Origin of the sequence: Enterococcus sp. DIV0240d, assembly GCF_051711245.1 — a bacterium.
Lineage (GTDB): Bacteria > Bacillota > Bacilli > Lactobacillales > Enterococcaceae > Enterococcus_D > Enterococcus_D casseliflavus.
The window spans coordinates 2,936,954-2,959,774 of sequence record NZ_JBIOMG010000001.1 but is presented as its reverse complement, the minus strand read 5'-3'; the positions used below and the strand labels follow the sequence as shown (position 1 = coordinate 2,959,774).

Here is a 22,821-nt window from a genome sequence, read left to right as displayed (position 1 = left end):
AACCAAAGCAATTTCTAACGAAAAGCGACTAGATATGTGTATAATAGAGCTATGTGAATTGAGGAGGAACAAGTAATGAGAGAATGGAAAACCTTAAAAGAGTACGATGAAATTTTGTTTGAACAACATGGAAAAGTGGCGAAAATCACGATCAACCGCCCAGAAGTCCACAATGCGTTTACACCAAAAACGGTGTTTGAAATGATTGATGCATTTTCGATCAGTCGCGATGAACCAGGCATCGGCGTGATTATTTTGACAGGCGCCGGCGATAAAGCCTTTTGTTCAGGCGGAGACCAAAAAGTCCGTGGTCACGGTGGCTATGTTGGGGAAGATCAGGTTCCTCGCTTAAACGTATTGGATCTGCAACGCTTGATTCGCACGTTACCAAAACCGGTGATCGCCATGGTCAAAGGCTGGTCGATCGGTGGCGGAAATGTTTTACAATTGGTTTGTGATTTAACGATCGCCGCTGATAACGCTAAATTTGGTCAAACAGGACCAAATGTCGGTAGTTTTGATGGTGGCTATGGTTCGGGCTATCTTGCACGGACAATCGGTCATAAAAAAGCCAAGGAAGTTTGGTTCATGACAAAACAATATACCGCCGAAGAAGCATTGGCGATGAACTGGATCAATACAGTCGTTCCTCTTGATCGAGTAGAAGATGAAACGATGGAATGGGCAGAAACGATGCTGCAAAAGAGCCCGTTGGCGTTACGCATGATCAAAGCATCAATGAACGCCGATACGGACGGATTAGCTGGTATTCAGCAATTAGCTGGCGATGCGACCTTATTGTATTACACGATGGATGAAGCCAAAGAAGGTCGTGACGCGTTTAAAGAAAAACGTCAACCAGACTTCGACCAATTCCCTAAATTCCCATAATGACTGGGAGTTGGCTGCAAAGGCAAGCACAACTTCATCCAGAACGACCAGCTTTTTATTGGCATGAAAAAAGCTGGTCGTTTGCTGCCTTGCAAAAAGAGGTTTATGCTTACGCTGCTTATTATCTAGCCCAATTCGTTGATCAGCCAAACCGGGTAGCTCTTTTTAGCAATAACTCCCCTGAAATGGTCTTTACGATCCTTGCGTTATGGGAGTTGGGGATCGAAGTCCAGCTGCTGAATACGCGATTGACAGCCGCTGAAATCTCCTTCCAATTGCAAGATGCCCACTGCGACTGGGTGATCACGGCGGATCAGGCTGCGGTTTCGGATGTTCGCAGCTTGACCTTTGGACAAGCGATCAAACAGGCGGAGGCTTTTATCGGTTCTGTTGTTCCTTCGTTTGTTCCTAATGAAGCAATCTATCAAGCAGAGCAAGTGGCTTCAATTATGTATACCTCTGGTACGACTGGCAATCCCAAGGGTGTGCCTCAAACCTTTGGGAATCATCTAGCAAGTGCCGAAGCGACTCAAAAAAACTTAGCCATCACTAGCGAGGATTGTTGGCTTTGTGCAGTTCCGCTGTATCATATCAGTGGGTTATCAATTCTCTTGCGGTCTTTGCGACTTGGGATGAGTGTTCGTTTGTATGAGCGCTTTGATGCTGGAGAAATGGCAAAAGACCTTGAAGCAGGGAAAGGGACGATCGTTTCTTTGGTGGCAAAAATGTTGACAGATTTGCTGCCCTTGGTGCCCCAACAAGGCTTTGATTCGTTGCGTTATGTACTGTTAGGCGGCGGTCCGATTGCCAAAAGTGTATTGGAAAAATGCCAGCAAAAACAGCTTTCTGTGATTCAGTCCTATGGGATGACTGAAACCTGTTCACAAGTGGTGGCATTGCCGCCAGAAAAAGCTTCTGAAAAAATCGGCGCCTCTGGGGTTCCCCTGCAAGGTGTTCATTTACGAATTGCGACTGATGGGAAAATGGCAGACCACCAGACTGCTGAAAATACCCAGCCGATCGGAGAGATACAACTGCAAGGACCTGCGATCACGACTCGTTACTTGAACGATCGCAGTCCACAGCAGTGGGACCAAGAGGGCTGGTTTGCCACAGGAGATCTAGGTTATCTTGATCAAGAGGGCTTTTTGTATGTAGTCAGTCGTGCAAGCGAACTGATCATATCTGGTGGAGAAAACATCTATCCCGCAGAAGTGGAGCAAGCCTTGTTGCAGCATCCAGCGGTCAAAGAGGCAGCTGTGGTGGGGGAACCAGACGAGGAGTGGGGACAATCTGTCGCGGCTTATTTAACGTTAAATCAACCGATCCACTTCCAAGCTTTATTGGATACGTTAGAAGGGCAGATCGCCCACTATAAATTTCCGCGCCGTTTTTATCACGTGCGAGAAATGCCGCGCACAGCAAGCGGTAAAGTTTTAAAAAGGCTATTGCTGAGTGAAGAAAGAGTGAACTACATTGAACAGCAAATCAACAAGTAATTATGAGGCAGCGATCGCTGCCGGGAAAACCTATTTGAGTGAGTATCAACCTTTAGAAAGGTGTGACTTACTGGCTCTTTATGCAGCGGCACAAGAATATCGAGGGGAACGCTATTTCTGGCGTACTCCTGATGAAACGACTAGTATGGTAGGGTTGGGTTGGTTAGCCACTTTTTCGCAACCCAAACTTGCAGACTTTTCAGAAGTCCGCTCTCTCTTAAAGCAAGCCCACTATCAACCAGAGGCACCTTTTCAGGCGCAGTTAGTTGGCGGCTTTGCTTTTGATGAACAGGCAGAAGTCAGTCAGGATTGGGCTGAGCTAGGTGCTGGTCTCTTTGCGTTGCCAGAAATACTGGTCAGCAAAACTGGCGATCAGTGTGGCGTCGTTTATACAGTAGCCGCTTCTTCCGAGGAACAACGACAACAAAAAGTCGCTGCCTTACAGGAAAAAGTCGCAAGCTGGTTGCAGGCCAATTCGGACAAGAGTCTTGTAGCAGAAACGCCTGCTTTTCAGGCACAAGAGGAACTAGATGTGCCCCAATGGCTGCAAGCGGTCGAAGAGACAGTGGCAGCCATTCGCTCAACTGAAACACCGTTGAAAAAAGTGGTTCTGGCAAGACGAATGAAGGTAGAAACGAAGCAGTCGATCATTAGTGCTGCGGTGTTGCAACGGTTGGCGCAACAGCAGCCGAATACCTATCTTTTTGCCATCGAACATGGGGGCCATGTTTTTGCTGGTGCGACGCCAGAACGCTTGCTAAAAGCGACTGTCGATCAGTTTGAAACGGTAAGTATCGCAGGTTCCGCACCAAGAGGCAAAACCAAAGAAGAAGATGAGGCACTGGCACAAGCCCTCTTAGCGGACGCAAAAAATACCCATGAACATCAAGTAGTTGTCGATCGCTTAGAAACGGCATTGGCCACTTTGTTAGCTGACGGCTTTCAATCAGAAGCCCGTTCCGTGATCAAAAATCGTGACATTCAGCATTTGTTTGTTCCTTTAGCAGGGCAAAGAAAGGCAGGAGTCAACTTTCTGACCGCCGTGCAAAAACTACACCCGACCCCAGCATTGGGGGGAGAACCGAAAGAAGCAGCCGTCTCATGGATTCGTACCCATGAACCAGCCAGCAGAGGGATGTACGGTGGACCGATCGGTTGGTTGGGTATTCAAGAAGATATTGGCGAGTTTGCTGTGGCGATCCGCTCAGGATTCTTTAGCGGCAATCAAGCAACGCTGTATGCGGGTTGTGGGATCGTTGCCGATTCAGATGCGGAATCCGAACGTCAAGAAACACGGTTAAAATTTCAACCGATGAGGAGAGGGATCTTAGGAGATGAATAACCAGACAGTCATGACAGACTATTTACTAGCGGCGATCCAAGGACTAAAAGCAGCGGGTGCGAAGCGAGCAGTCATTAGTCCCGGTTCACGCTCCACGCCATTGGCGCTACTATTGCATCGTGATCCTGAGATCACCTGTACGGTGGCTGTCGATGAACGTTCGGCTGCTTTTTTTGCTTTAGGGATGTCCAAAGTTGATCTCCAGCCGACGATCTTACTGTGTACCTCTGGAACTGCAGCAGCCAATTATTATCCAGCTGTTTGTGAAGCAGAAGCTACCAACTTGCCACTGATCGTCTTAACGGCTGATCGCCCACCAGAACTGCGGGGTGTTGGGGCGCCACAGGCAATGGATCAACAGAATTTGTATGCCTCTCATGTCAAAAAGATGGTAGAGATGACGGTGCCAGAAAACGATCCTGCTTTGTTGCGTTATAGTTTTTGGCAAGCTGCAACTTGCACGATCGAAGCGCAAAAACAGCCGAAAGGCCCTGTCCAAATCAACTTTCCATTACGGGAGCCGCTGTTGCCTGACTTTAGTCGCCAATGCAGTATGCAGCAAGACGTGAGCTATCTGGCACCACAACAAGAGCTGTCAGCAGAGATGATCACCCAGCTAGCCCCTTACTTTGATAAAAAAGGTATCCTGATTGCTGGAGAAAGCCTTACGATCGAAGAAGCGCAGCAGTTGCTGGCTTTTTCGGAGAAATTAGGCTGGCCGATCGTCGGTGATCCATTGACCAATCTGGCGACAGCCGGTACCAAAGTAGGAACATTTATCAGTCAAGCCGATCTTGTTTTCCCGCAATTGACTTCTGCCTTCCAACCAGAAGTGGTCGTGCGTTTTGGTCGCTTACCAGTCACTAAAAATGTCCTATTATGGTTGAACAAAGCAGCGGATACGACGACGTGGCTCTTTGTTGATCCATCAGGGCAGTGGCAAGATCAGCTGCATCGGGCAAACTATTTGATCGAAGCAGCGATCAGCGCCTTCGTGGCGGCCATCACCCAGTTGCCGATCGTCAAACATACGGCGTGGCAACAACAATGGCAAGCACTTCAAGCGCGGGCAGATCAGGTGATTGCTGCAAGTCCCCAGTTGCAAAAATGGGATGAGAGCAGCGCTGTGCGCATGCTCCAACAATGTTTGCCTGAAGAAGCGCAAATTCTTTTGGCAAACAGCAATGCGATCCGTTTTTTTGATCGCTACGGCAGCAAAACTACCTCCACTTATCGAGTGTATGGAAACCGAGGCGTCAATGGGATCGACGGCCTTGTCTCGACCGTGGCTGGGATTGCTTCCGCCAGTCAAAAGCCTACCTACTTGTTGATTGGTGATTTAGCGTTGTACCATGATATGAACGGCCTACAACTACTGCGCCAGTATCAATTGCCAGTAACGATCATTTTACTGAATAATAACGGTGGTGGGATCTTTTCCTTTCTGTCACAAAACACCTTAGAACCAAACGACTTTGTCCCGCTCTTTGGTACTCCGTTAGATCTTGAGTTTCAAAAAGTGGCGGCCTTATATGAGGCAGATTGGCACACACCGACCTCTTTGCTAGAGTTTCAAACGATTTTAGCGGAAACAAGTCAACAGCCGCGCTTTCAAATAATCGAAGTGAAGGGTGAGCAAAAAGATCCGGTCAATACTTGGCAAGCACTCCAACAGCAGTTTAGCGAGGCGGGAGCGCAGCAATGAAGGACACGATAGATGGCGTCAGTTATTTTTATCAGTGGCTGCAGCCGTATCGACCATCCTTACCAACCCTTGTGGCATTGCATGGCTTCACGGGTTCTTCGGAAAGCTTTCGACCGGTTTTTGCAGAGGTAGGTTCTTACAATGTATTGGCAATCGATTTGATTGGACATGGACGCTCATCGATTTATGTCCATCCCATGCGTTATGAACTTCCTTTACTGGTGGAGGATCTCGCACACCTTTTAGCGAAGTTAGGGATTGAACGTTATGGCCTGTATGGCTACTCGATGGGGGCGCGAATCGCACTTGTCTGGGCGGTCATGGAACCAACGGCAGTGACCCATCTTTTGCTTGAGAGTGGTTCACCCGGGTTAGCTGATCCAGCGGAACGACTCGCTCGTCAGCGGCACGATCGTCGCTTAGCGTTGCGCTTACTAAGGGAGCCTTTTGTCGATTTTGTCGATTACTGGCAAGAACTGCCGTTGTTTGCTAGTCAAAAGGAGCTACCTTTAGCGCAGCAGGCTGCTGTACGGCAAGGACGCTTGCAGCAAAACAAATTTGGCTTGGCAGTAAGCTTGGTTTACGGTGGTACTGGCAAACAGCCAAGCTGTTGGTCGGCACTTCCGCAGCTAGCTTGTGAAATTCTTTATTTTGCGGGGGAAAAAGATTTAAAGTTTCGTAAAATCGCCCACCAAATGAAGCAGCTGCAACCAGAGATGACCATCAAAGTCGTTGCTAATGCTGGACATTGTATCCATTTAGAACAGCCGACACAGGTTCGTCATGAAATCGATCAATGGTTTGTAAAAGGATCGGGGCCACAGTCAGCTGATTGACAAGGAGAGAACGCAATGAAGATTGAAAAAATTGAACGCATCGCCTGTCGCTTGCCCCTCAAACAACCCTTTGTGACAAGTTATGGACAATTAACAGAAAAAGCTTTTGATCTTTATTTGGTGACGACAGAGGATAAAACGATGGGCATCGGTGAATTGGTCGCTTTTGAGCAGCCAGATTACATTGAAGAAACCCTCTTTTCTGCTCGACAAGTGATTGAAACAGCACTGATCCCATTATTGATTGACCAAGAGATCGAGCATCCGCAAGAAGTTTGTCAACTGTTTCAAACGGTCCAAGGAAACTACATGGCAAAATCGGCTTTGGAAACAGCGATTTGGGATCTATATGGCAAGCAAACGCATCAAAGTGTGAAAGAGCTTTATACCGCAACCCGACCGAGTGTCGCTGTTGGCGTTAGTCTTGGCATACAAGACTCTGTCGAAAAACTAGTGGCTCTTGTTGCCGATTATGTCGCCCAAGGGTATCAACGAATCAAATTAAAAATCAAGCCTGGGCAAGATCTGGTACCCTTGCGAGCGATTCGACAAGCCTTTCCAGAATTGCTTTTGATGGCAGATGCAAACGGAGCCTATCAGAGTGAGCCAGAACGCATTTTGGCACTTGATGACTTAGGCTTGGTGATGATCGAGCAACCACTTAAGGTACGAGATCTGGTGGGGCACAGTCAGCTGCAGCGTCAGATGAAGACGCCTCTATGTTTGGATGAAGATATTCGAACGGCAGAAGACGTCGATACCGTCGCAGCCCTGGACAGCTGCCGTGCGATCAACCTGAAAATCCCCCGTGTCGGTGGGATCACCGAAGCCTTGCGAATCCTTGATCGATGTCAAACCCATGGACTACTCGTTTGGTTAGGCGGCATGTTTGAGTCTGGTGTGGGGCGAGCCATGAATTTGCAATTTGCGAGTCAAGATATTTTCCATTTTCCTGGGGATCTTTCCGCTTCTGATCGTTACTTTTATGATGATGTCATTACACAGCCTGCAACTTTGCATGAAGGCAAGCTGCTGGTACCTGATGGAAAGGGCTTTGGCATCACGCTAGCAGAAACAAAGCTAAGTCAGTATGGGCAACCTAAAGAATGTATCTACTCAAGAAAACGATCAGCGAAAGAATAACATCAGCAAAGAAAAAACAGTAAAAATAAAAGAAATGGCCAGCAGGGAAATCTGCTGGCCGTTTCTTTTGCTTTATTCTGCGTTTTTGAATTCTTTTTCAATTTGTAGTCGTTGGACTTTCATGGTTGCTGTTCGTGGGATATCTTCGTAGTCGCGTAAAATTGGCTGATTGAGGTGAGGGAGATCTTCCACCATTTTCCACCAAGCATCCCAATCCATTTGACGATTTGGTGCTAAAGCAATGATTGGTTGCGGTGAGTTTTCTTTGTCGCGAACGATCACGACTTCGGCAAGGAAGTCTAAATGATCCAGCAAAAGGTCTTCCAAGGCAAGATTGCTTTCAATATTTTTGATCAAGTCCACTTGACGGTCTTTTAAGTAAAGATGTCCCTGATCATCCATCATGCCGTAATCACCACTGTCCCACCAAGCGCCATAGACATTGTCAGCAAAACGCTGATCTTCTTTATAATAGGTCAACGCGCGTCCTTTTGAAAGGAAATGGATGTGCCCATCGGTATTGGCTGGCAGCTCGTTGCCCTCAGCATCGGCGATCCGCGCTCTCGTTAAGTCCTCCAGACCGACACCCATATCACGGGCATCGTTGGTAGCGATGCTTTCTAAGGTATGTGCTTTTAGGATCATTGGCCCGCATTCACTTTGGCCATAGACTTGTAAAAAGAGTGCTTCTTTTGTTGCTGAAGTATTTAAAAAAGTCGCCATTGTTTGATTGTTGATAGCATCAAAGGTTGAGTGATAGTAACGAATATTAGCAAAAGCATCTGGTTGTTCTTTTGCCACAAAGCTCCATTGGACAAAATTGTTTGGATGAGTTTCCAAAGCGATCGGTGGGTATTCTTTTAACATGCCTACGATATGAGCACCGTTGGCATTGGCTAATGGCATCATCGGGAAGCCCATCGCCATCAAGGAGGAGATACCGATATTGAAGCGGGAGTGCACCGGTGAAATATGGAACGCAATTAAATCAGAGTCAGCTTTGGTGCGATCGATCTTGGTGAAGATCGTTTTTTGCCATTTTGTCCGCCAGCCCATGGAGTTTGCTGAATGACAAATCAATTTTGGAATACCCGTCGTTCCAGAAGTATGGGTCATATAGGAAATTTGATCCACCGGTAATTCAGTTTGTTCCACTGGTTCCGCTGGTTGTTGTAGCAAATGGCGAACAGCGATCTGTTTGTCAGTACTGCTATTTTTCACTTGTGCGACGCGGCCTTCGGTTTCTTCATCAAATAAGATGTAAGGATCTTCTAAGCGATCCACAAACACTTCGATGGTTTCAGCAGGAAAATGATAGGAGATCATAGCAGGAACGGCACCAAGGTAAGAAGCAGCCGTTGCTAACAAATACGTATCGAATTTTGAAGATTTATACAGAATGATTTTATCTCCTGCTTGCACGCCAAGTGAGGCAAGTTGATAAGCACGCTTTAAAATCATTTCATGGCTCGAACGGTAGGTACTACGATAGCCAAGCTCAGGAAATGCTGGCAACACTTCATCATGGATGATGGGGGTGTCAGGAAACGTCTCAGCAGCTTCGCGATAATTGGTGTATAGATTCAATGGACGATAGTCTAAAATGGACAAATAGAACACTCCTTTAAAAGTTCGTGAAAAACTTCATTTGATTTCTCCATTTTAGCACAGGAATTCCTCGATACAATAGATATTTTGTGTTTTTTATTTATTTCTAAAAAATCATCCGGGCAAAGACTTTCGAAGAATGAATGACTGTGATGTGTTATCATTCATTCCTCGTACTAAGCGGAAAAAGTGCATAATCAACGGGTGTATTTTGCTACAAAATCTTCGATTGGGAGGCGAAAGTCTAAATAGCGTGCTTTTAATTCTGCACGATTCCAATTCCACCAAGCGATTTCTTGCAAAGCAGTGATCGTTTCTGGATCAAAGCGGTATTTGATCACTTTTGCTGGAACCCCGCCGACGATCGCATAAGGAGGCACATCTTTGGTTACGACTGCGTTTGAGGCGATCACGGCACCATCACCGACGGTCAAACCAGATTGGATCACGGCACCGTGGCCGATCCAGACATCATTGCCAATGACGGTCGTTTTTGCTTTGCGTTTTTCTAAGAAGGACTCGTCCTTTGGCGCAAATCCATAGCCTTCGCCATTATAGGCAAAAAGATGCTGACTAGGGCGTTCATAGGGATGATTGGTAGGGCCGATGCGGACCATCGCTGCGATACTGATAAAACGTCCTAATTGGCTGTTCTGAATAAAGCAATATTGCCCCGTATAGGTATAATTGCCGATGGAAGAATGATCAATGTGATTGGCTTCGCCAATTTCGACATAGTCTCCTAAAGTTGTGTCTTGAAGCTGCGAGTCTTTGCCAACGATCGGCTGTTCATCTGGAAAATTTGTGATCGATAGGTGCATAGAAATCATCCTCTCTTGCGTATTGCTATCATTTTACCGCACTTTTTTGTACTATTTGACTAATACGCACTAAAGACAAAAGGAGGTCTGCTTTATGGAGACGATTTATCAGTTAGATAAGATGACCGAAACGATAGCTAAGCGAGCAATCAAAAAAGGATACTCGTTAAAAAATCAAGCGGCCCCAGAGGCGCTGTTTGTGCGCAGTTCAACGGTTCCTAACGAATTGATCACTCCAGAATTAGCTGTGATCGCTCGCTCAGGAACAGGCACCAATACGATCGATTTGGCACGGTGTACTCAAAATGGCACAGTAGTTTTCAATAGTCCTGGTGTCAATGCCAATGCAGTCAAAGAGTTGGTGCTATCCAATTTATTTCTCAGCGTTCGCCCCTTATTCAAAGCGATCCAGACGGTAGCCGATTTACAAGAAGAACTAGCGTCCGGTCAAATTGAAGCAGAAGAGGTGTTGAAGGTAGCTGAAGAACGGCGAAAAGAAGTGATTGGCGAAGAATTAGCTGGAAAAACCATCGGTATTTTAGGGTTAGGAGAGATCGGTGAACGGGTGGCAAAAGCCTGTCATCAGCTAGGGATGGAGGTTTTGGGCTATGCCCGAACGAAGAAAGCAGCACACGATTACGAGCAAGTCAGTGACCTGCAAATGCTGTTGACCGAATCAGATTTTGTGGTGGTCTTGCTCCCTTTAAGTCAAGAGACCAAAGGCATGCTGAATCGACAAACGATTCAGCAGATGAAAAAAAATGCAGTGTTGATGAATTTTGGTCGCGGGGAAATCGTGGAAGAAGCAGCCGTCTTAGAAGCATTAGTCAAAAATCAGCTCAAACAATACATCACTGATTTTCCTAGTGCGGGCTTGATCGGACAACCGAAAGTGTTGTGTTATCCGCATATCGGCGGCAGTACTACCAATGCCTTGGAAAAGGGGGACCACGTAGTTTTTGATCGCATGCATGCCTATTTACGCGCTGGGACGATTCAAGAATCGGTCAATTTCCCCCATGCAGAGTTGCCTTTTTTGGCACCGTATCGCTTAGCGCTGTTTTATCACGACAAGCCTGGTGCTTTTGCCCCATTATTGCGGATCATTTCTGAAGCAGGCGTGGATATCGATAATTTGGCGAGTGAGAGAAAAGCCGGAGTTGCCTATACTTTGATTGATCTTGATGAGACAAATGAAACACTGCTGCAAGATCTACAGCAGCAGATACAGCAAGAAACAGCGATCATTCGTGCCCGCTTGATCAAAAATTCGCGAACCAGTGAATAGTTGCCACCAACAATGTTTCTTGTTATGATGAAAAAAAAGTAAAGGAAGTTCATCATGACGAATAAGTTTCAAGATAAAAAGAAGGTCGCTTTGCCTCGTTATCAGCAGATTGCCGTAGCGATCGCGGAACGAATCGTTGAAAATCGCTACCAAGTTGGGCAAAAGATCCATGCACGCTCAACGTTAGCCAGCAATTTCAATGTCTCTCCTGAAACAGCCCGCAAAGCGATCAATGTATTAGTTGATTTAGAAATCATGGACGTCCGTCATGGCAGCGGCGCCTATATTGCTTCAAAGGAAAAAGCACAGGCCTTTGTGGAACAATACCAAGATGTGCAGTCGATCCAAGAAATTAGACAAGATATTTTAGACAGTGTGGAGCGGCAGCAGCAAGAGCTGGATAATTTTTCTGACTTGTTGAACACGCTAGTGCAGCAAACCAAAAAGGTACACCACATGAGTCCGTTTGTGCCCTTTGAGCTTCAGCTGACGGAACAGGCGCAGCATTTGGAAAAAAGTATCAACGAATTGAATGTTTGGCAGGCAACAGGGGCGACGATCATCGCGATCCAAACAACCGAAGAATTGTTGTTGTCACCGGGACCTTATGCGAAATTCAGTGCAGGCAATACGATTTATTTTGTCGGGAATGAATTGGCGTTGCAGCGCATGACCAATTTCTTCTATCCAACGGACCATTCAGCGTAATTCTTTTTCCTGATTCCCATGCTTTTTTTGCAAAAGAAAAAGCATGGGGAAATTTTTTTTGACAAAGTGACCACATCTTGTTAAGATAGTATGGTCACTTTCGTGAAATTTTTCAGAAAAAGGAGTATTAATCATTTGAGTAAAGTTAAAGTGGAACACTTAACCAAAATATTCGGTAAGAAAAAGCAGCAAGCTCTTGCCATGGTCAAAGAACAACGCAGCAAAAACGAGATTTTAGAAAAAACGGGTGCCACCGTTGGGGTCTATGATGTGAACTTTGAAGTCAACGAAGGCGAGATTTTCGTCATCATGGGCCTTTCTGGAAGCGGGAAGTCAACATTGATTCGACTATTGAATCGATTGATCGAGCCGTCTGGCGGAGATATTTACATAGATGGCGTGGATGTTGCCAAAATGAGTAAAGAGGAACTACGAGAAGTTCGCCGTCACAAAATCAACATGGTTTTCCAAAGCTTTGGCCTTTTCCCTCATCGGACAATTTTAGAGAACACAGAATACGGACTAGAAGTCCGTGGGGTCTCGAAAGAAGAACGAACAGCGAAAGCGGAAAAAGCGTTAGAAAACTCAGGATTGCTTTCTTTTAAAGACCAATACCCTGACCAGCTGTCTGGAGGGATGCAACAGCGTGTGGGACTTGCCCGTGCGTTAGCCAATGATCCAGAGATCCTCTTGATGGATGAGGCCTTTTCAGCATTAGATCCGCTGATTCGCCGTGAAATGCAAGATGAACTTTTAGAATTGCAAGCCAATGTTCAAAAAACGATTATCTTTATCACCCATGATTTGAACGAGGCCTTGCGGATCGGTGACCGGATCGCTTTAATGAAAGATGGTCAGATCATGCAGATCGGTACAGGAGAAGATATTTTGACGAATCCTGCCAACCAATACGTGCGTGATTTCGTGGAAGATGTCGATCGTTCCAAAGTCTTGACTGCGCAAAACATCATGGTCCCAGCATTGACGACGAACATCGAGATCGATGGACCAAGCGTAGCATTGAACCGGATGCGGAAAGAAGAAGTCAGCATGCTGTTAGCCGTCGACAAACGTCGTCACCTAAAAGGAAGCCTGACAGCCGAGTCTGCTCGTGAGGCACGGAAAAACAATCTGACCTTGAAGGAAGTTATTGATAAAAATGTTAAAAAGATCGATAAAGATATGCTGGTAACGGATATCTTCAATTTGATCTATGATTCGCCTACACCTTTAGCCGTGGTAGAAAACGATCGTTTGATCGGAGTCGTGATCCGCGGAAGTGTGATTGAAGCATTGGCTGAGACTGATTCAGCTGCTCAAGCAGAGGAAGGGGTAGTGACAAATGGATAATTTCTTACAACATACGATTCCGGTGGCTGATTGGGTCGAAAACTTTACTGATTGGCTAACAGGAACTTTCAGTGGATTGTTTTCAGCCTTACAGTCTTTCGGACAATTTATCATGGACGCTATTACAAATGTATTACTGTTTGTACCACCGTTATTAATGATCGTCTTATTGACGGCTGCTGCCTTTTTCGTTTCACGCAAAAAATTCGGCTTGCCAGCTTTTACTTTTGTCGGGTTGCTGTTCATCTATAACCAAGGGTTATGGACAGACTTGATGAACACCGTCACGTTGGTCTTATTGTCGAGTTTGGTTTCGATCATCATTGGGATTCCACTAGGAATCTTAATGGCGAAAAGCGAAAAAGCGCAAAGTATCGTGACGCCGATCTTAGACTTTATGCAAACGATGCCTGGTTTCGTTTATTTGATTCCTGCGGTTGCTTTCTTTGGGATCGGGATGGTTCCTGGGGTCTTCGCCTCAGTGATCTTTGCTCTACCACCAACCGTTCGGATGACGAACTTAGGGATTCGCCAAATTTCTCGTGAATTGGTGGAAGCCTCTGATTCCTTCGGTGGGACTGGCTGGCAAAAACTGATCAAATTAGAATTGCCACTAGCCAAAAGCACTATTTTGGCTGGGGTCAACCAAACCACGATGCTGGCATTATCAATGGTCGTGATCGCGTCAATGATCGGTGCTCCTGGGTTAGGGCGCGGCGTCTTGTCCGCCTTGCAACGAGCACAAGTCGGTAACGGATTTGTCAGTGGGGTATCCTTAGTTATTTTGGCGATCATCATGGATCGCTTTACCCAGAATTTGAATCGTTCGGCACATCAAAAAGCAGCCAGCAAGACAAGTCGCAAACAAAAACGTCTTTTTGGCGGGATTGCTGCAGCGGCAGTCGTTGCTTTGATTGGAGCATCGTTTGCCTTTGGAAATGTTTCTGACAGCAAAGGCACGGTGAACTTGGCGTATGTCGAATGGGATACGGAAGTTGCATCTACCCATGTGGTGGCAGAAGTTTTGTCGCAAATGGGCTACGAAGTCAATACGACGCCTTTGGATAATGCCATCATGTGGGAATCGGTGGCAAAAGGGGAAGTTGACGGGATGGTCGCTGCTTGGCTGCCATCTACGCATCAATCCCAGTATGAACAGTACCAAGACCAAGTTGAAAACTTAGGTCCTAACTTAGAGGGGGCAAAACTGGGGATCGTTGTACCAAGTTATATGGATGTAGATTCCATCGCAGACCTTTCTGACGAAGCTGGAAAAACCATCACTGGTATCGAACCAGGCGCTGGTGTCGTAAATGCAGCGGAAAATACGGTTGCAACGTATGACAACCTTTCCGATTGGAATGTCGCTACCTCTTCTTCAGGAGCGATGACAGTGGCATTAGGCCAAGCCATCAAGAACCAAGATGAGATCGTTATTACTGGCTGGTCTCCACATTGGATGTTTGCGAAATATGATCTGAAATATCTGGATGATCCAGAAGGAACAATGGGTGAAGCAGAAAGCATCAACACTGTTGTACGCCAAGGATTAGCAGATGACATGCCAGAAGTCTACGAAGTACTTGATCGTTTTAACTGGACACAAGAAGACATGGAAGAAGTCATGTTAGCAATCAATGACGGAACGTCAGCCGAAGATGCAGCCAAAGATTGGGTAGCCAATCACCCAGAAGAAGTTGCTGCTTGGACGAACTGATTTCTAAAAAAAGAACGACCGCAGATTGAAGCGGTCGTTCTTTTTGTTATTAAAAATACTTAGGTTCATAACGAAAGACGAGGGGATGATTTTTGCAAAAGATCGAGCTTTTGTGCAGGTTAAGCAAAACGATGAAAAATCGGTTGCATCTGTTCAAACGTACAGAGCTTAGTAAATCCTAATGACCGTAAAAGATCTTGTCCCTCTTTGATTTGAAACCCGAGCTGCTCTGGTTTATGAGTGTCGCTGCCGATGGTTATCACGCTTCCCCCCAAGTCACGATAAAGCTTGAGGATCTCGATCGATGGCGTATACCCGTTGATTCCGTAACGGTGGGAAGAGGTATTCAGTTCAATGCCTTTGCCATTTTTGATCACGACTTTCAAGATCTCTGCTATTTGTTCTTTCGTTTGTTCAAAAGCGTCCTTCTCTTTATCTAAATAACGACGAATCAAATCCATATGGGCTAAGACGGAATACTCTTTATATGTCGTGACTAGCTGATACATTTCATCATAATAGCGCTCGTAGCATTCCTGTTGGCTGCGTCCTTTTTGAAATTCTCCAGTCCAAAATTCTTGATCGTCTACCTGATGAACGGAAAGTAAAATGAAGTCAAAGGGATGCGAATGATAAAGACGGGTAAATTGTGGGATCGTGTGCATTTGTATCCCAAATTCCAGCCCAGTTTTTAGCTTGATTTGGTCACTGTATGTTTCCTTTAAGCGTGACAGTTCGTTAAAATACAAGTCGTAGTAGACATTTTTTACAACTTTATTGGCCCCGACGAGGTACGTATCCGTCGCTTGCCAGTCTTCTTTGACTCCATAATCCACATGATCGGTAAAGCAGATTTCTGCTAAGCCTAGTTTAATGGCGTCTTTGACTACATCTTCCATCAAATACCAAGAATCATCGCTGTAATCACTATGGACGTGATAGTCTGTAAAAATCATGGCGTCTCCTTTTGTTTCGTTATTTTTGCTGCTTCTGCCAGTCTGCTCGTTTTTGATGATAGAGCTGGGCGGCAGTTTCCCAATGTTCTTTGTCAGCCGGCTGAATCTCACGGATCACACGGGCTGGATTGCCGCCGACGATCGTATTCGGCGGCACATCTTTTGTGACGACGGAACCAGCAGCGACGATGGCATGTTTGCCGATCGTGACACCTGGTAAAATCGTACTATTGCCCCCGATCCAAACGTAATCTTCGACGGTGATCGGTAGGCCAAATTCCAAATCTTGACTGCGGACCACAGAATCGATTGGATGACTGGCGGTATAGAAGCTGACCCGTGGTCCCACCATCACATGATCACCAATCAGAATCTTATTGACATCTAAAAAAATGCAATCCATATTGGCATAAAAGTGATCACCAATCTCAACATGGCGACCATAATCAACATAAAGGGGTGGTTGGACAAAGCAATGCTGCCCAAATTTGCCAAAGAGTGCTTTTTCTTTGGCGATGATTCGTTCTCGGTCATCGACTGGTAAGTGGTTGATTTCCTGGGCACGTTTTTTTCCCTCCGCTGAACCATTCTCAGGGAGAATGCCAGCAGCTTGATACAATTGACCAGCCAACATCGCTTGATAATCAAAGTCTTCTTTCATTGCAAAATCCTTTCTAAGACGGTAAATCGTCGGTGGTTAATTCAATCAAATTGCCTTCGGGGTCTTGGACAACTGCTTCATAATAGCCATCGCCTGTTGTACGAGGACCATTTAAAAGAGGGTAGCCATCTTCAACAAACCGTTGAGCGTAACGATCGACGTCAGCCTGATCACCAACTGCAATCGCAAGGTGAGTGTAGCCTAAGCTTTCGCTGATACGAGGGCTTAAAAATTTCTTGGTCGTTAATTCTAACCGACTTCCAGAATCAAAGGTCAAAAAATAGGACTGAAAGCCTGTTTTCGGATTATGGTATTTTGTGTTGCTGACCGCCTGAAAGTAGGTTTCATAAAATGTCCTCATTTTTTCCAAATCATTGACATATAGTGCGATGTGTTCAATTTTCATTATCGACAACTCCTTTAATAAGCAACATAGATCGTTTCTTTTTGAACTTAGTAAACTTTGTTTAATAAGTTGCTTCTATTATACCTTTGTTAACAAAATTAATAAAGGTATATTCCCAGCTTTTTATCTGTTAAAATAGGAGCGTTGAGGGGGAGAAAAATGAAAGCTTATCAGCCAACGACCATTAAATTACATAATCAGGCAGTATTGCTGGATTTGCTAAAACAGCAGCAAGCGCCTATGACCAAGCGCCAACTGGCAGATGCCTCTCAATTAAGCGTGGTAACGATCAACAAGCTGCTTCCTGAATTGATTGAAAAGCAGTTGCTTTTGACGACGGATCAACCGCAACGAACGGGAGGACGTCAAGCTGCGGCTTACCAGTACAATGCGCAACGGACACTGTTGTTGATCATTCAGTTTATCGAAGAAGACCAGCAGATCGTGATTCGTTTTTCAGTCGTCGATCTCGTCGGGAACATTTTGCATCATGAGCAGTCAGCAGAGGGCCGATTGCCGCAGTTCTTGCAAGTGATTCGTCAGATAAAACAGGAATACCCGAAAATCAGCTTGGCAGTCGTGGGAATTCCTGGTGTGGAAATTGCTGGAAGACTGAAGATCATGGATGCTCCAGCATTTAAGGACATGGCGCTAGGGGAATTGATTGAAAAGGAGATCGCTGTAAAAACGCTTATTGAGAATGACGTGAATGCTGCGGTATTTCATTTCAAAGAAGAGAAAAAAATCGTGGCTGGCATTTATTTTCCGAAAAATTATCCGCCAGGTGCGGGACTGGTCATCGACCAACAGCTCTTTAAAGGAGCCAACCATTTAAGTGGCGAAATCAAGCATTTGCCGCATCTCTACACGGCTTCTTACCCTTTGGCAACAGAGGCGATCCCAGAACAAGTGACTGCCACTCTTCAAGCGATCGTGGCAGTGACGGACCCGCATCAAGTCATTTTGTTTTTGCCCTCTGAATGGCAGGCGCTCGTGTCGCGCTCCTTTTTGGAAAAGCAGCTGGCAGCAGTGTTTCAATATGGCGTCTTGCCAAAATTACACTTTTCCGATCAGTTTTCAGAAAATTATTTGGATGGGTTGATCACGATGGGAATCGAAGCAGCTGGCTTAGGGCTTTGATTCCCAGCATTCAACTGGTACTGAGGACAAAAACTGCCGCTGCTTCCTTTATTCAGAAGTAGCAGCAGTTTTTTTGAAAATACGAGAACTCACAGCTTGGCGAGTTTCTGTGCTTTTTCGGTATTCGCAAAATGCAGTTTGGCATATTGGCCTAATAGTGCTATGCCACCTTGCTGCAGTAATTTTGCTGCAACTTGATCAGCAGCTGCGTGGGCGCCAGAAGGCAAGCGCAAACCGACTTCTTTAGAGGCTGCATCTAATTCATCCAAAAAGACTGTACGACATAAAATAGAGGCTGCCGCTACTGCTAAATGATATTGTTCACCTTTCGTCGCAAAATAGAGCTTTTCAGTGACCGCTACTTGTTCCGACTTTAAATAGGTGCGATAATTTTTTTCGCTCGTGAACTGATCGATCAAAATGGCATCTGGTGTCTCAGGAGCAATCTTTTGCAAAAGCAAACGAATGGCTTGATTATGCAAAGCAACTTTCATTCGGACTGTGTTGTATTTTGGTTGGATCTCGTTGTATTTGCTGGGCGTGACGGTGAGCAATTGGTAAGGAACCAATTCTTTGATTTTCGGCGCCATCTTACGGATCTCTGGATCTGTCAGCATTTTTGAGTCCTTGACTCCTAAAGCTTTCAGCTGTGGTAATTGCTCTTTTTTTGCATAGACGGCACAGACCACCAAAGGACCGAAATAACTGCCATTACCGACCTCGTCACTGCCGACGACGCTTTTTTCGCTAAATCCTGCTGGCAACGCAGTGGATGAAACAGTCGCTTTTTTCTTATCTGGTACAGCACTTGCCGTATCGCCCCATAAGGAAGCTTCTTTTTCAGCGGTCGCTCCTTGGAACATGACTTTTCCTGACGTATAAGCAGTGATCGTCGTTGGCCCTTTTTTGGCGACAAACACTGTATAAGGAACTTTCTTAGCTAGCAAATCTCGTTGGTAAAATTGCTGCATCTTTTGGATAGTTGAAGTTGGTACTTTGATAACGATCGTACTCATTTGATTCCTCCTGATTTTTTGTCTTTTTTTAGGTAGACAAAAGGATACTTTAAGATTTTACCATACTTCTTATTCTTTTTTACTAAGACGATCAGCAAACAAACGATTGGCATGGAAATTCATAAGAAAATCACGTATAATAGTTAAGAGTTTGCGACACATGTTCAATAAGTGATAGAATAGAGCAGAATGTAAGCAATGGGAGGAAATATTCCTATGACGGAGCAAAAGAAACGTTATAAAGCAGTTATCGCGAATCAAAGTTACACGATTATTGGACGCGAAAGCAAAGAACACATGGATATGGTGACAAGATTGGTCAATGACCAACTGCTTGAGATCATGCAATTATCGCCACAAACCGATCAAGAACAAGCGTCGATCTTATTAGCGATCAACGCTGTTTCCGACCAGCTGAAAAAACAAGAACAGCTTTTGGTCCTACAAAAAAAGGTGGACGAGCTGCGAGGACAAGCCATTAAAGCAACGGAGCTTGAGAATCGCATTAAGCGGATCGAAGCGATTGAATCCGAAGCACGGAAAGTTCTCGATGAGACAGGTCGCAGTGATGTGGAGATCCATAATCATGTGGAAGCACAACAGATCTTAAATGAACAAAGGAAACGAAAAATTCAAGAAAAGACAGCCCATGGGTAGTGCGGCGTAGAAAGGATACCTAAATGATTGGATTATTTGTCTTGGTTTTGTTGTTGGCAGCCTTTTACGGCGGCGCACGGCGCGGAACCAGTTTACAATTGGTCTCAGTTTTGGGCTATTTGATCTCTTTTTTCTTTGCAGTAGCAAATTACCAAGAAATTGCGAAGAAAATTGAGCTCTATGTTCCTTATATGTCAGTAACGGCGGACTCAAAGTTAAAATACTACGATATGGAACTGGCTTTAGATTTAGACAAAGCCTATTATGCAGCCATCGCTTTTGTGATGGTGCTCTTTGCTGGATGGCTGATCACAAAACTAGTGGTGATTTTTGCAGACAGTTTGCGTTACAAACGCCTAAGTTTTTTAGGTGGTTATGACTGGGCAGTTGCGGGTGTTTTGAATGTTATCTTGATGTATATCAATTTGTACATGTTTTTCATGATTCTCTCAATGATCCCGTTTGCCACGATTCAAAATCTGTTTGAAACGAGCGGAACTGCGAATTTCATCGTTGATCGGTCGCCGATTCTCTCAGATTACTTCTATCGATTGTGGATCACAGATGTGATTGGGTAAAAAGCAGGCAGATGGTTGCAGAGCCATTCTGCCTTTTTCTTAGGAACAAAAAGTTAAAACAAAGCAGGTGAGAAAAGAATGAATACTAAGATCCTTGATGTTTTAGGATTTGAACAAGTAAAGAGTCAAATCGGTCAGTATATTGTAACAGCCCAAGGAAAAGAAGCCTTAGCAAAGCTTGCGCCATCAAGTGATGCGCAAGTCATTTCCTCTTGGCTAGCAGAAACAGAAGACGCGATCAAGATCCAACGTTTAAGAGGCGGAATCCCTGTACCAAAGATTGAGAATATTCGTCCCCAAATGAAACGGATCGAAATTGGCGCCGATTTAAACGGCATTGAGTTGGCACAAGTTGCCCGTGTCTTATCAACTACGCAGGAATTGAAACGCTTTTTTGCTGATTTGTCTGAAAGCGAGATTGAATTTTCCCGCTTGTATCACTGGGAAGAACAGTTGGTGTCTTTGCCAACCTTGAATCGACGCTTGAAAGAAGCTATCGATGAGGATGGCCGAGTCACAGATGATGCCTCTCCAGCACTACGTGGAATTCGCCAATCGATCCGACGAGCAGAACGGACGATTCGCGAGACATTGGATGGCATCGTCCGAGGTGGCAATGCAAAGTATCTAAGTGATACGATCGTAACCATGCGAAATGAGCGTTATGTGATTCCAGTCAAACAAGAGTACCGAGGTGTTTTCGGCGGGGTAGTCCACGACCAAAGTTCCTCTGGTCAAACCTTGTTTATCGAACCGAAACAAGTAGTGGAACAAAATAACCGTTTGCGCCAGCATCAAATTGCGGAACGGGATGAAATTACACGTATTCTAGCAGAATTGTCAGCAGAGTTAGCCCCATATCAAAGAGAGATTCTCCATAATGCGTATGTGATCGGGATCATGGATTTCATGAATGCCAAGGCTCGTTTTGGAAAAGAGATGAAGGCAATCGTACCAGCGATCAATCAAGACAACCATGTCTTTTTTAAGCAAGCACGTCATCCATTGATCGATCAAGAAAAAGTCGTTCCTAACGATATTACGATTGGAAAAGACTATCAAGCCGTTGTCATTACTGGGCCGAATACCGGTGGGAAAACCATCACCTTAAAAACATTAGGGCTATTGCAGATCATGGGCCAAGCTGGTTTACCAATTCTGGCAGAAGAAGAAAGCCAAATGGGTGTCTTCAATGAGATTTTTGCGGACATTGGGGATGAACAATCCATTGAGCAAAGTCTATCGACCTTTTCTTCTCATATGACAACGATCGTTGAAGTGTTGAAAAAAGTCGACGAGACAAGCTTAGTTCTCTTTGATGAATTAGGCGCAGGAACCGATCCTCAAGAAGGGGCGGCACTAGCGATTGCGATTTTGGACGAACTTGGGGCTAAGTCGGCTTATGTCATGGCGACGACCCATTATCCTGAATTGAAGGTTTATGGCTATAACCGATCCAATACGATCAATGCCTCTATGGAATTTGATGTTGATACCTTAAGTCCGACCTATCGCTTGTTGATCGGGGTTCCAGGACGAAGCAATGCGTTTGAGATTTCGAAAAGACTTGGCTTGCCAGATACGATCATTGATCAAGCCAAAGAGATCATGGATGGAGAAAGCCAAGACCTGAATGAAATGATCGCTGATTTAGAAAATCGAAGAAAAATGACGGAAACCGAGTATCTTGAAGTCCGTCATCATGTAAAAGAAGCGGCCCGCTTGCACCAAGAGCTAGAAGCAGCCTATAGTTATTTCTTTGAAGAACGTGAAAAAGAATTGGCGAAAGCTCGGCAAAAAGCCAATCAGATCGTTGAAGAAGCCAAAGAAGAATCTGAAAAAATCATTGCCGATATTCGTAAAATGCAGTTAGCCGGCGGTCAAACGAAGGTCAAAGAACACGAGCTGATCGACGCGCGCACCAAGTTATCAGGACTGCAACAAGAAGAACATCTGCAAAAAAACAAGGTTCTGCAAAAAGCCAAAGCAGCCAAGACGCTGAAAGAAGGAGACGAAGTGCTTGTAACATCTTATGGGCAGCGCGGGGTCTTATTGAAAAAAGCAGGCAAAAATCAATGGCAAGTCCAAATCGGTATTTTGAAAATGAATTTGCCAGAAACAGATCTCCAACCAGCAGCGCCAGTGAAGGAGCCTACACAGCGTATCGTCAATACGATTCGTTCTGCTGACAGCAGTCCAGTGGTCAATCAGTTGGATTTACGCGGTAAGCGGTACGAAGAAGCCCTCAATGAAGTGGATCAGTATTTAGATGCAGCGATTTTGGCAGGCTATCCGCAAGTGACGATCGTCCACGGAAAAGGAACCGGTGCGCTGCGTCAAGGGATTACCGATTATTTGAAAAACCATCGCTCGGTGAAAAGTTTTGAATTTGCGCCAGCAAATCAAGGGGGCAATGGGGCGACCATTGTGAAGTTTAACTAACCTTTAAGAACCCTTACCTTTTGTAAGCAGACGATTTTAAAAAACTTCCGATACGTG

The 22,821-nt window shown here is 45.2% G+C and carries 20 protein-coding genes; 14 read left to right on the top strand and 6 right to left on the bottom strand.

Annotated features, from left to right (window positions below):
* Positions 1-75: 75 nt before the first annotated feature.
* From menB to menC, 6 genes are read left to right on the top strand one after another with little or no spacing between them, the layout of a single operon-like run.
* Positions 76-891, top strand: a complete 816-nt coding sequence (gene menB / locus IGJ25_RS14255) for a 1,4-dihydroxy-2-naphthoyl-CoA synthase (RefSeq protein WP_005228595.1) — start codon at positions 76-78, stop codon at positions 889-891.
* Entirely contained in the window at positions 891-2,390 is a 1,500-nt protein-coding gene (gene menE, locus IGJ25_RS14250) for an o-succinylbenzoate--CoA ligase (RefSeq protein ID WP_081116346.1), read from the top strand. The genes menB and menE overlap by 1 nt, the downstream gene beginning before the upstream one ends.
* On the top strand, positions 2,368-3,732 hold the full coding sequence (locus tag IGJ25_RS14245; protein ID WP_081116347.1) for an isochorismate synthase: 1,365 nt from the start codon (positions 2,368-2,370) through the stop codon (positions 3,730-3,732). The genes menE and IGJ25_RS14245 overlap by 23 nt, the downstream gene beginning before the upstream one ends.
* Positions 3,725-5,437 (top strand): 2-succinyl-5-enolpyruvyl-6-hydroxy-3-cyclohexene-1-carboxylic-acid synthase, encoded by a 1,713-nt coding sequence (gene menD, locus IGJ25_RS14240; RefSeq protein WP_225000574.1) that lies wholly within the window; start codon positions 3,725-3,727, stop codon positions 5,435-5,437. Before IGJ25_RS14245 ends, menD begins: the two co-directional genes overlap by 8 nt.
* Positions 5,434-6,273 carry a 2-succinyl-6-hydroxy-2,4-cyclohexadiene-1-carboxylate synthase gene (gene menH, locus IGJ25_RS14235; RefSeq protein ID WP_081116349.1) on the top strand — a complete coding sequence of 280 codons (840 nt, stop codon included), beginning with the start codon at positions 5,434-5,436 and terminating at the stop codon, positions 6,271-6,273. The genes menD and menH overlap by 4 nt, the downstream gene beginning before the upstream one ends.
* Positions 6,274-6,288: 15 nt before the next feature.
* Positions 6,289-7,416: an o-succinylbenzoate synthase gene (menC, locus tag IGJ25_RS14230; RefSeq protein ID WP_015510202.1), complete on the top strand. Its 1,128-nt coding sequence runs from the start codon at positions 6,289-6,291 to the stop codon at positions 7,414-7,416.
* 72 nt (positions 7,417-7,488) lie between these two features.
* On the opposite strand, the gene IGJ25_RS14225 is transcribed toward menC, so the two are convergent.
* Both IGJ25_RS14225 and IGJ25_RS14220 read right to left on the bottom strand, forming a co-directional pair.
* Positions 7,489-9,027 (bottom strand): AMP-binding protein, encoded by a 1,539-nt coding sequence (locus tag IGJ25_RS14225; RefSeq protein WP_438779417.1) that lies wholly within the window; start codon positions 9,025-9,027, stop codon positions 7,489-7,491.
* A 194-nt stretch (positions 9,028-9,221) separates the two neighbouring features.
* Positions 9,222-9,845: a DapH/DapD/GlmU-related protein gene (locus IGJ25_RS14220; protein WP_015510201.1), complete on the bottom strand. Its 624-nt coding sequence runs from the start codon at positions 9,843-9,845 to the stop codon at positions 9,222-9,224.
* A gap of 94 nt (positions 9,846-9,939) precedes the next feature.
* Between IGJ25_RS14220 and IGJ25_RS14215 the strand changes: the two genes are divergently transcribed.
* The 4 genes from IGJ25_RS14215 (at position 9,940) to IGJ25_RS14200 (ending at position 14,908) form a co-directional block, all read left to right on the top strand.
* Positions 9,940-11,133 carry an NAD(P)-dependent oxidoreductase gene (locus IGJ25_RS14215; RefSeq protein WP_225000573.1) on the top strand — a complete coding sequence of 398 codons (1,194 nt, stop codon included), beginning with the start codon at positions 9,940-9,942 and terminating at the stop codon, positions 11,131-11,133.
* Between the two features lie 54 nt (positions 11,134-11,187).
* On the top strand, positions 11,188-11,841 hold the full coding sequence (locus IGJ25_RS14210) for a GntR family transcriptional regulator (RefSeq protein ID WP_005228608.1): 654 nt from the start codon (positions 11,188-11,190) through the stop codon (positions 11,839-11,841).
* Between the two features lie 135 nt (positions 11,842-11,976).
* The gene (locus IGJ25_RS14205) at positions 11,977-13,191 is read left to right on the top strand and encodes a quaternary amine ABC transporter ATP-binding protein (RefSeq protein WP_005228609.1); all 1,215 of its coding nucleotides are present in this window, start codon (positions 11,977-11,979) and stop codon (positions 13,189-13,191) included.
* Positions 13,184-14,908 (top strand): ABC transporter permease/substrate binding protein, encoded by a 1,725-nt coding sequence (locus tag IGJ25_RS14200; protein WP_005228611.1) that lies wholly within the window; start codon positions 13,184-13,186, stop codon positions 14,906-14,908. Before IGJ25_RS14205 ends, IGJ25_RS14200 begins: the two co-directional genes overlap by 8 nt.
* 119 nt (positions 14,909-15,027) lie before the next feature.
* Here the strand turns inward: IGJ25_RS14200 and IGJ25_RS14195 are convergent, their stop codons facing one another.
* Genes IGJ25_RS14195 through IGJ25_RS14185 form a run of 3 tightly spaced genes read right to left on the bottom strand, consistent with a single transcriptional unit; the run spans position 15,028 to position 16,931 of the window.
* Entirely contained in the window at positions 15,028-15,864 is an 837-nt protein-coding gene (locus IGJ25_RS14195; RefSeq protein ID WP_081116351.1) for a histidinol-phosphatase HisJ family protein, read from the bottom strand.
* A gap of 19 nt (positions 15,865-15,883) precedes the next feature.
* On the bottom strand, positions 15,884-16,525 hold the full coding sequence (locus IGJ25_RS14190; protein WP_081116352.1) for a sugar O-acetyltransferase: 642 nt from the start codon (positions 16,523-16,525) through the stop codon (positions 15,884-15,886).
* 13 nt (positions 16,526-16,538) lie between these two features.
* Complete coding sequence (locus IGJ25_RS14185) at positions 16,539-16,931, bottom strand: VOC family protein (RefSeq protein WP_010749819.1); 393 nt, start codon at positions 16,929-16,931, stop codon at positions 16,539-16,541.
* 159 nt (positions 16,932-17,090) lie between these two features.
* Here IGJ25_RS14185 and IGJ25_RS14180 point away from each other — a divergent pair, with 159 nt between their 5' ends.
* Complete coding sequence (locus tag IGJ25_RS14180) at positions 17,091-18,071, top strand: ROK family protein (RefSeq protein WP_081116353.1); 981 nt, start codon at positions 17,091-17,093, stop codon at positions 18,069-18,071.
* 89 nt (positions 18,072-18,160) lie between these two features.
* On the opposite strand, the gene rnhC is transcribed toward IGJ25_RS14180, so the two are convergent.
* Complete coding sequence (gene rnhC, locus IGJ25_RS14175; protein WP_005228632.1) at positions 18,161-19,087, bottom strand: ribonuclease HIII; 927 nt, start codon at positions 19,085-19,087, stop codon at positions 18,161-18,163.
* Between the two features lie 216 nt (positions 19,088-19,303).
* On the opposite strand from rnhC, the gene zapA reads away from it, so the two are divergent.
* From zapA to IGJ25_RS14160, 3 genes are all read left to right on the top strand, one after another.
* Positions 19,304-19,744, top strand: coding sequence for a cell division protein ZapA (gene zapA / locus IGJ25_RS14170; protein WP_005228634.1), 441 nt, complete (start codon positions 19,304-19,306; stop codon positions 19,742-19,744).
* 23 nt (positions 19,745-19,767) lie between these two features.
* Positions 19,768-20,322 (top strand): CvpA family protein, encoded by a 555-nt coding sequence (locus IGJ25_RS14165; protein ID WP_010749817.1) that lies wholly within the window; start codon positions 19,768-19,770, stop codon positions 20,320-20,322.
* 78 nt (positions 20,323-20,400) lie between these two features.
* Entirely contained in the window at positions 20,401-22,764 is a 2,364-nt protein-coding gene (locus tag IGJ25_RS14160; protein ID WP_074933413.1) for an endonuclease MutS2, read from the top strand.
* Positions 22,765-22,821: the final 57 nt, after the last annotated feature.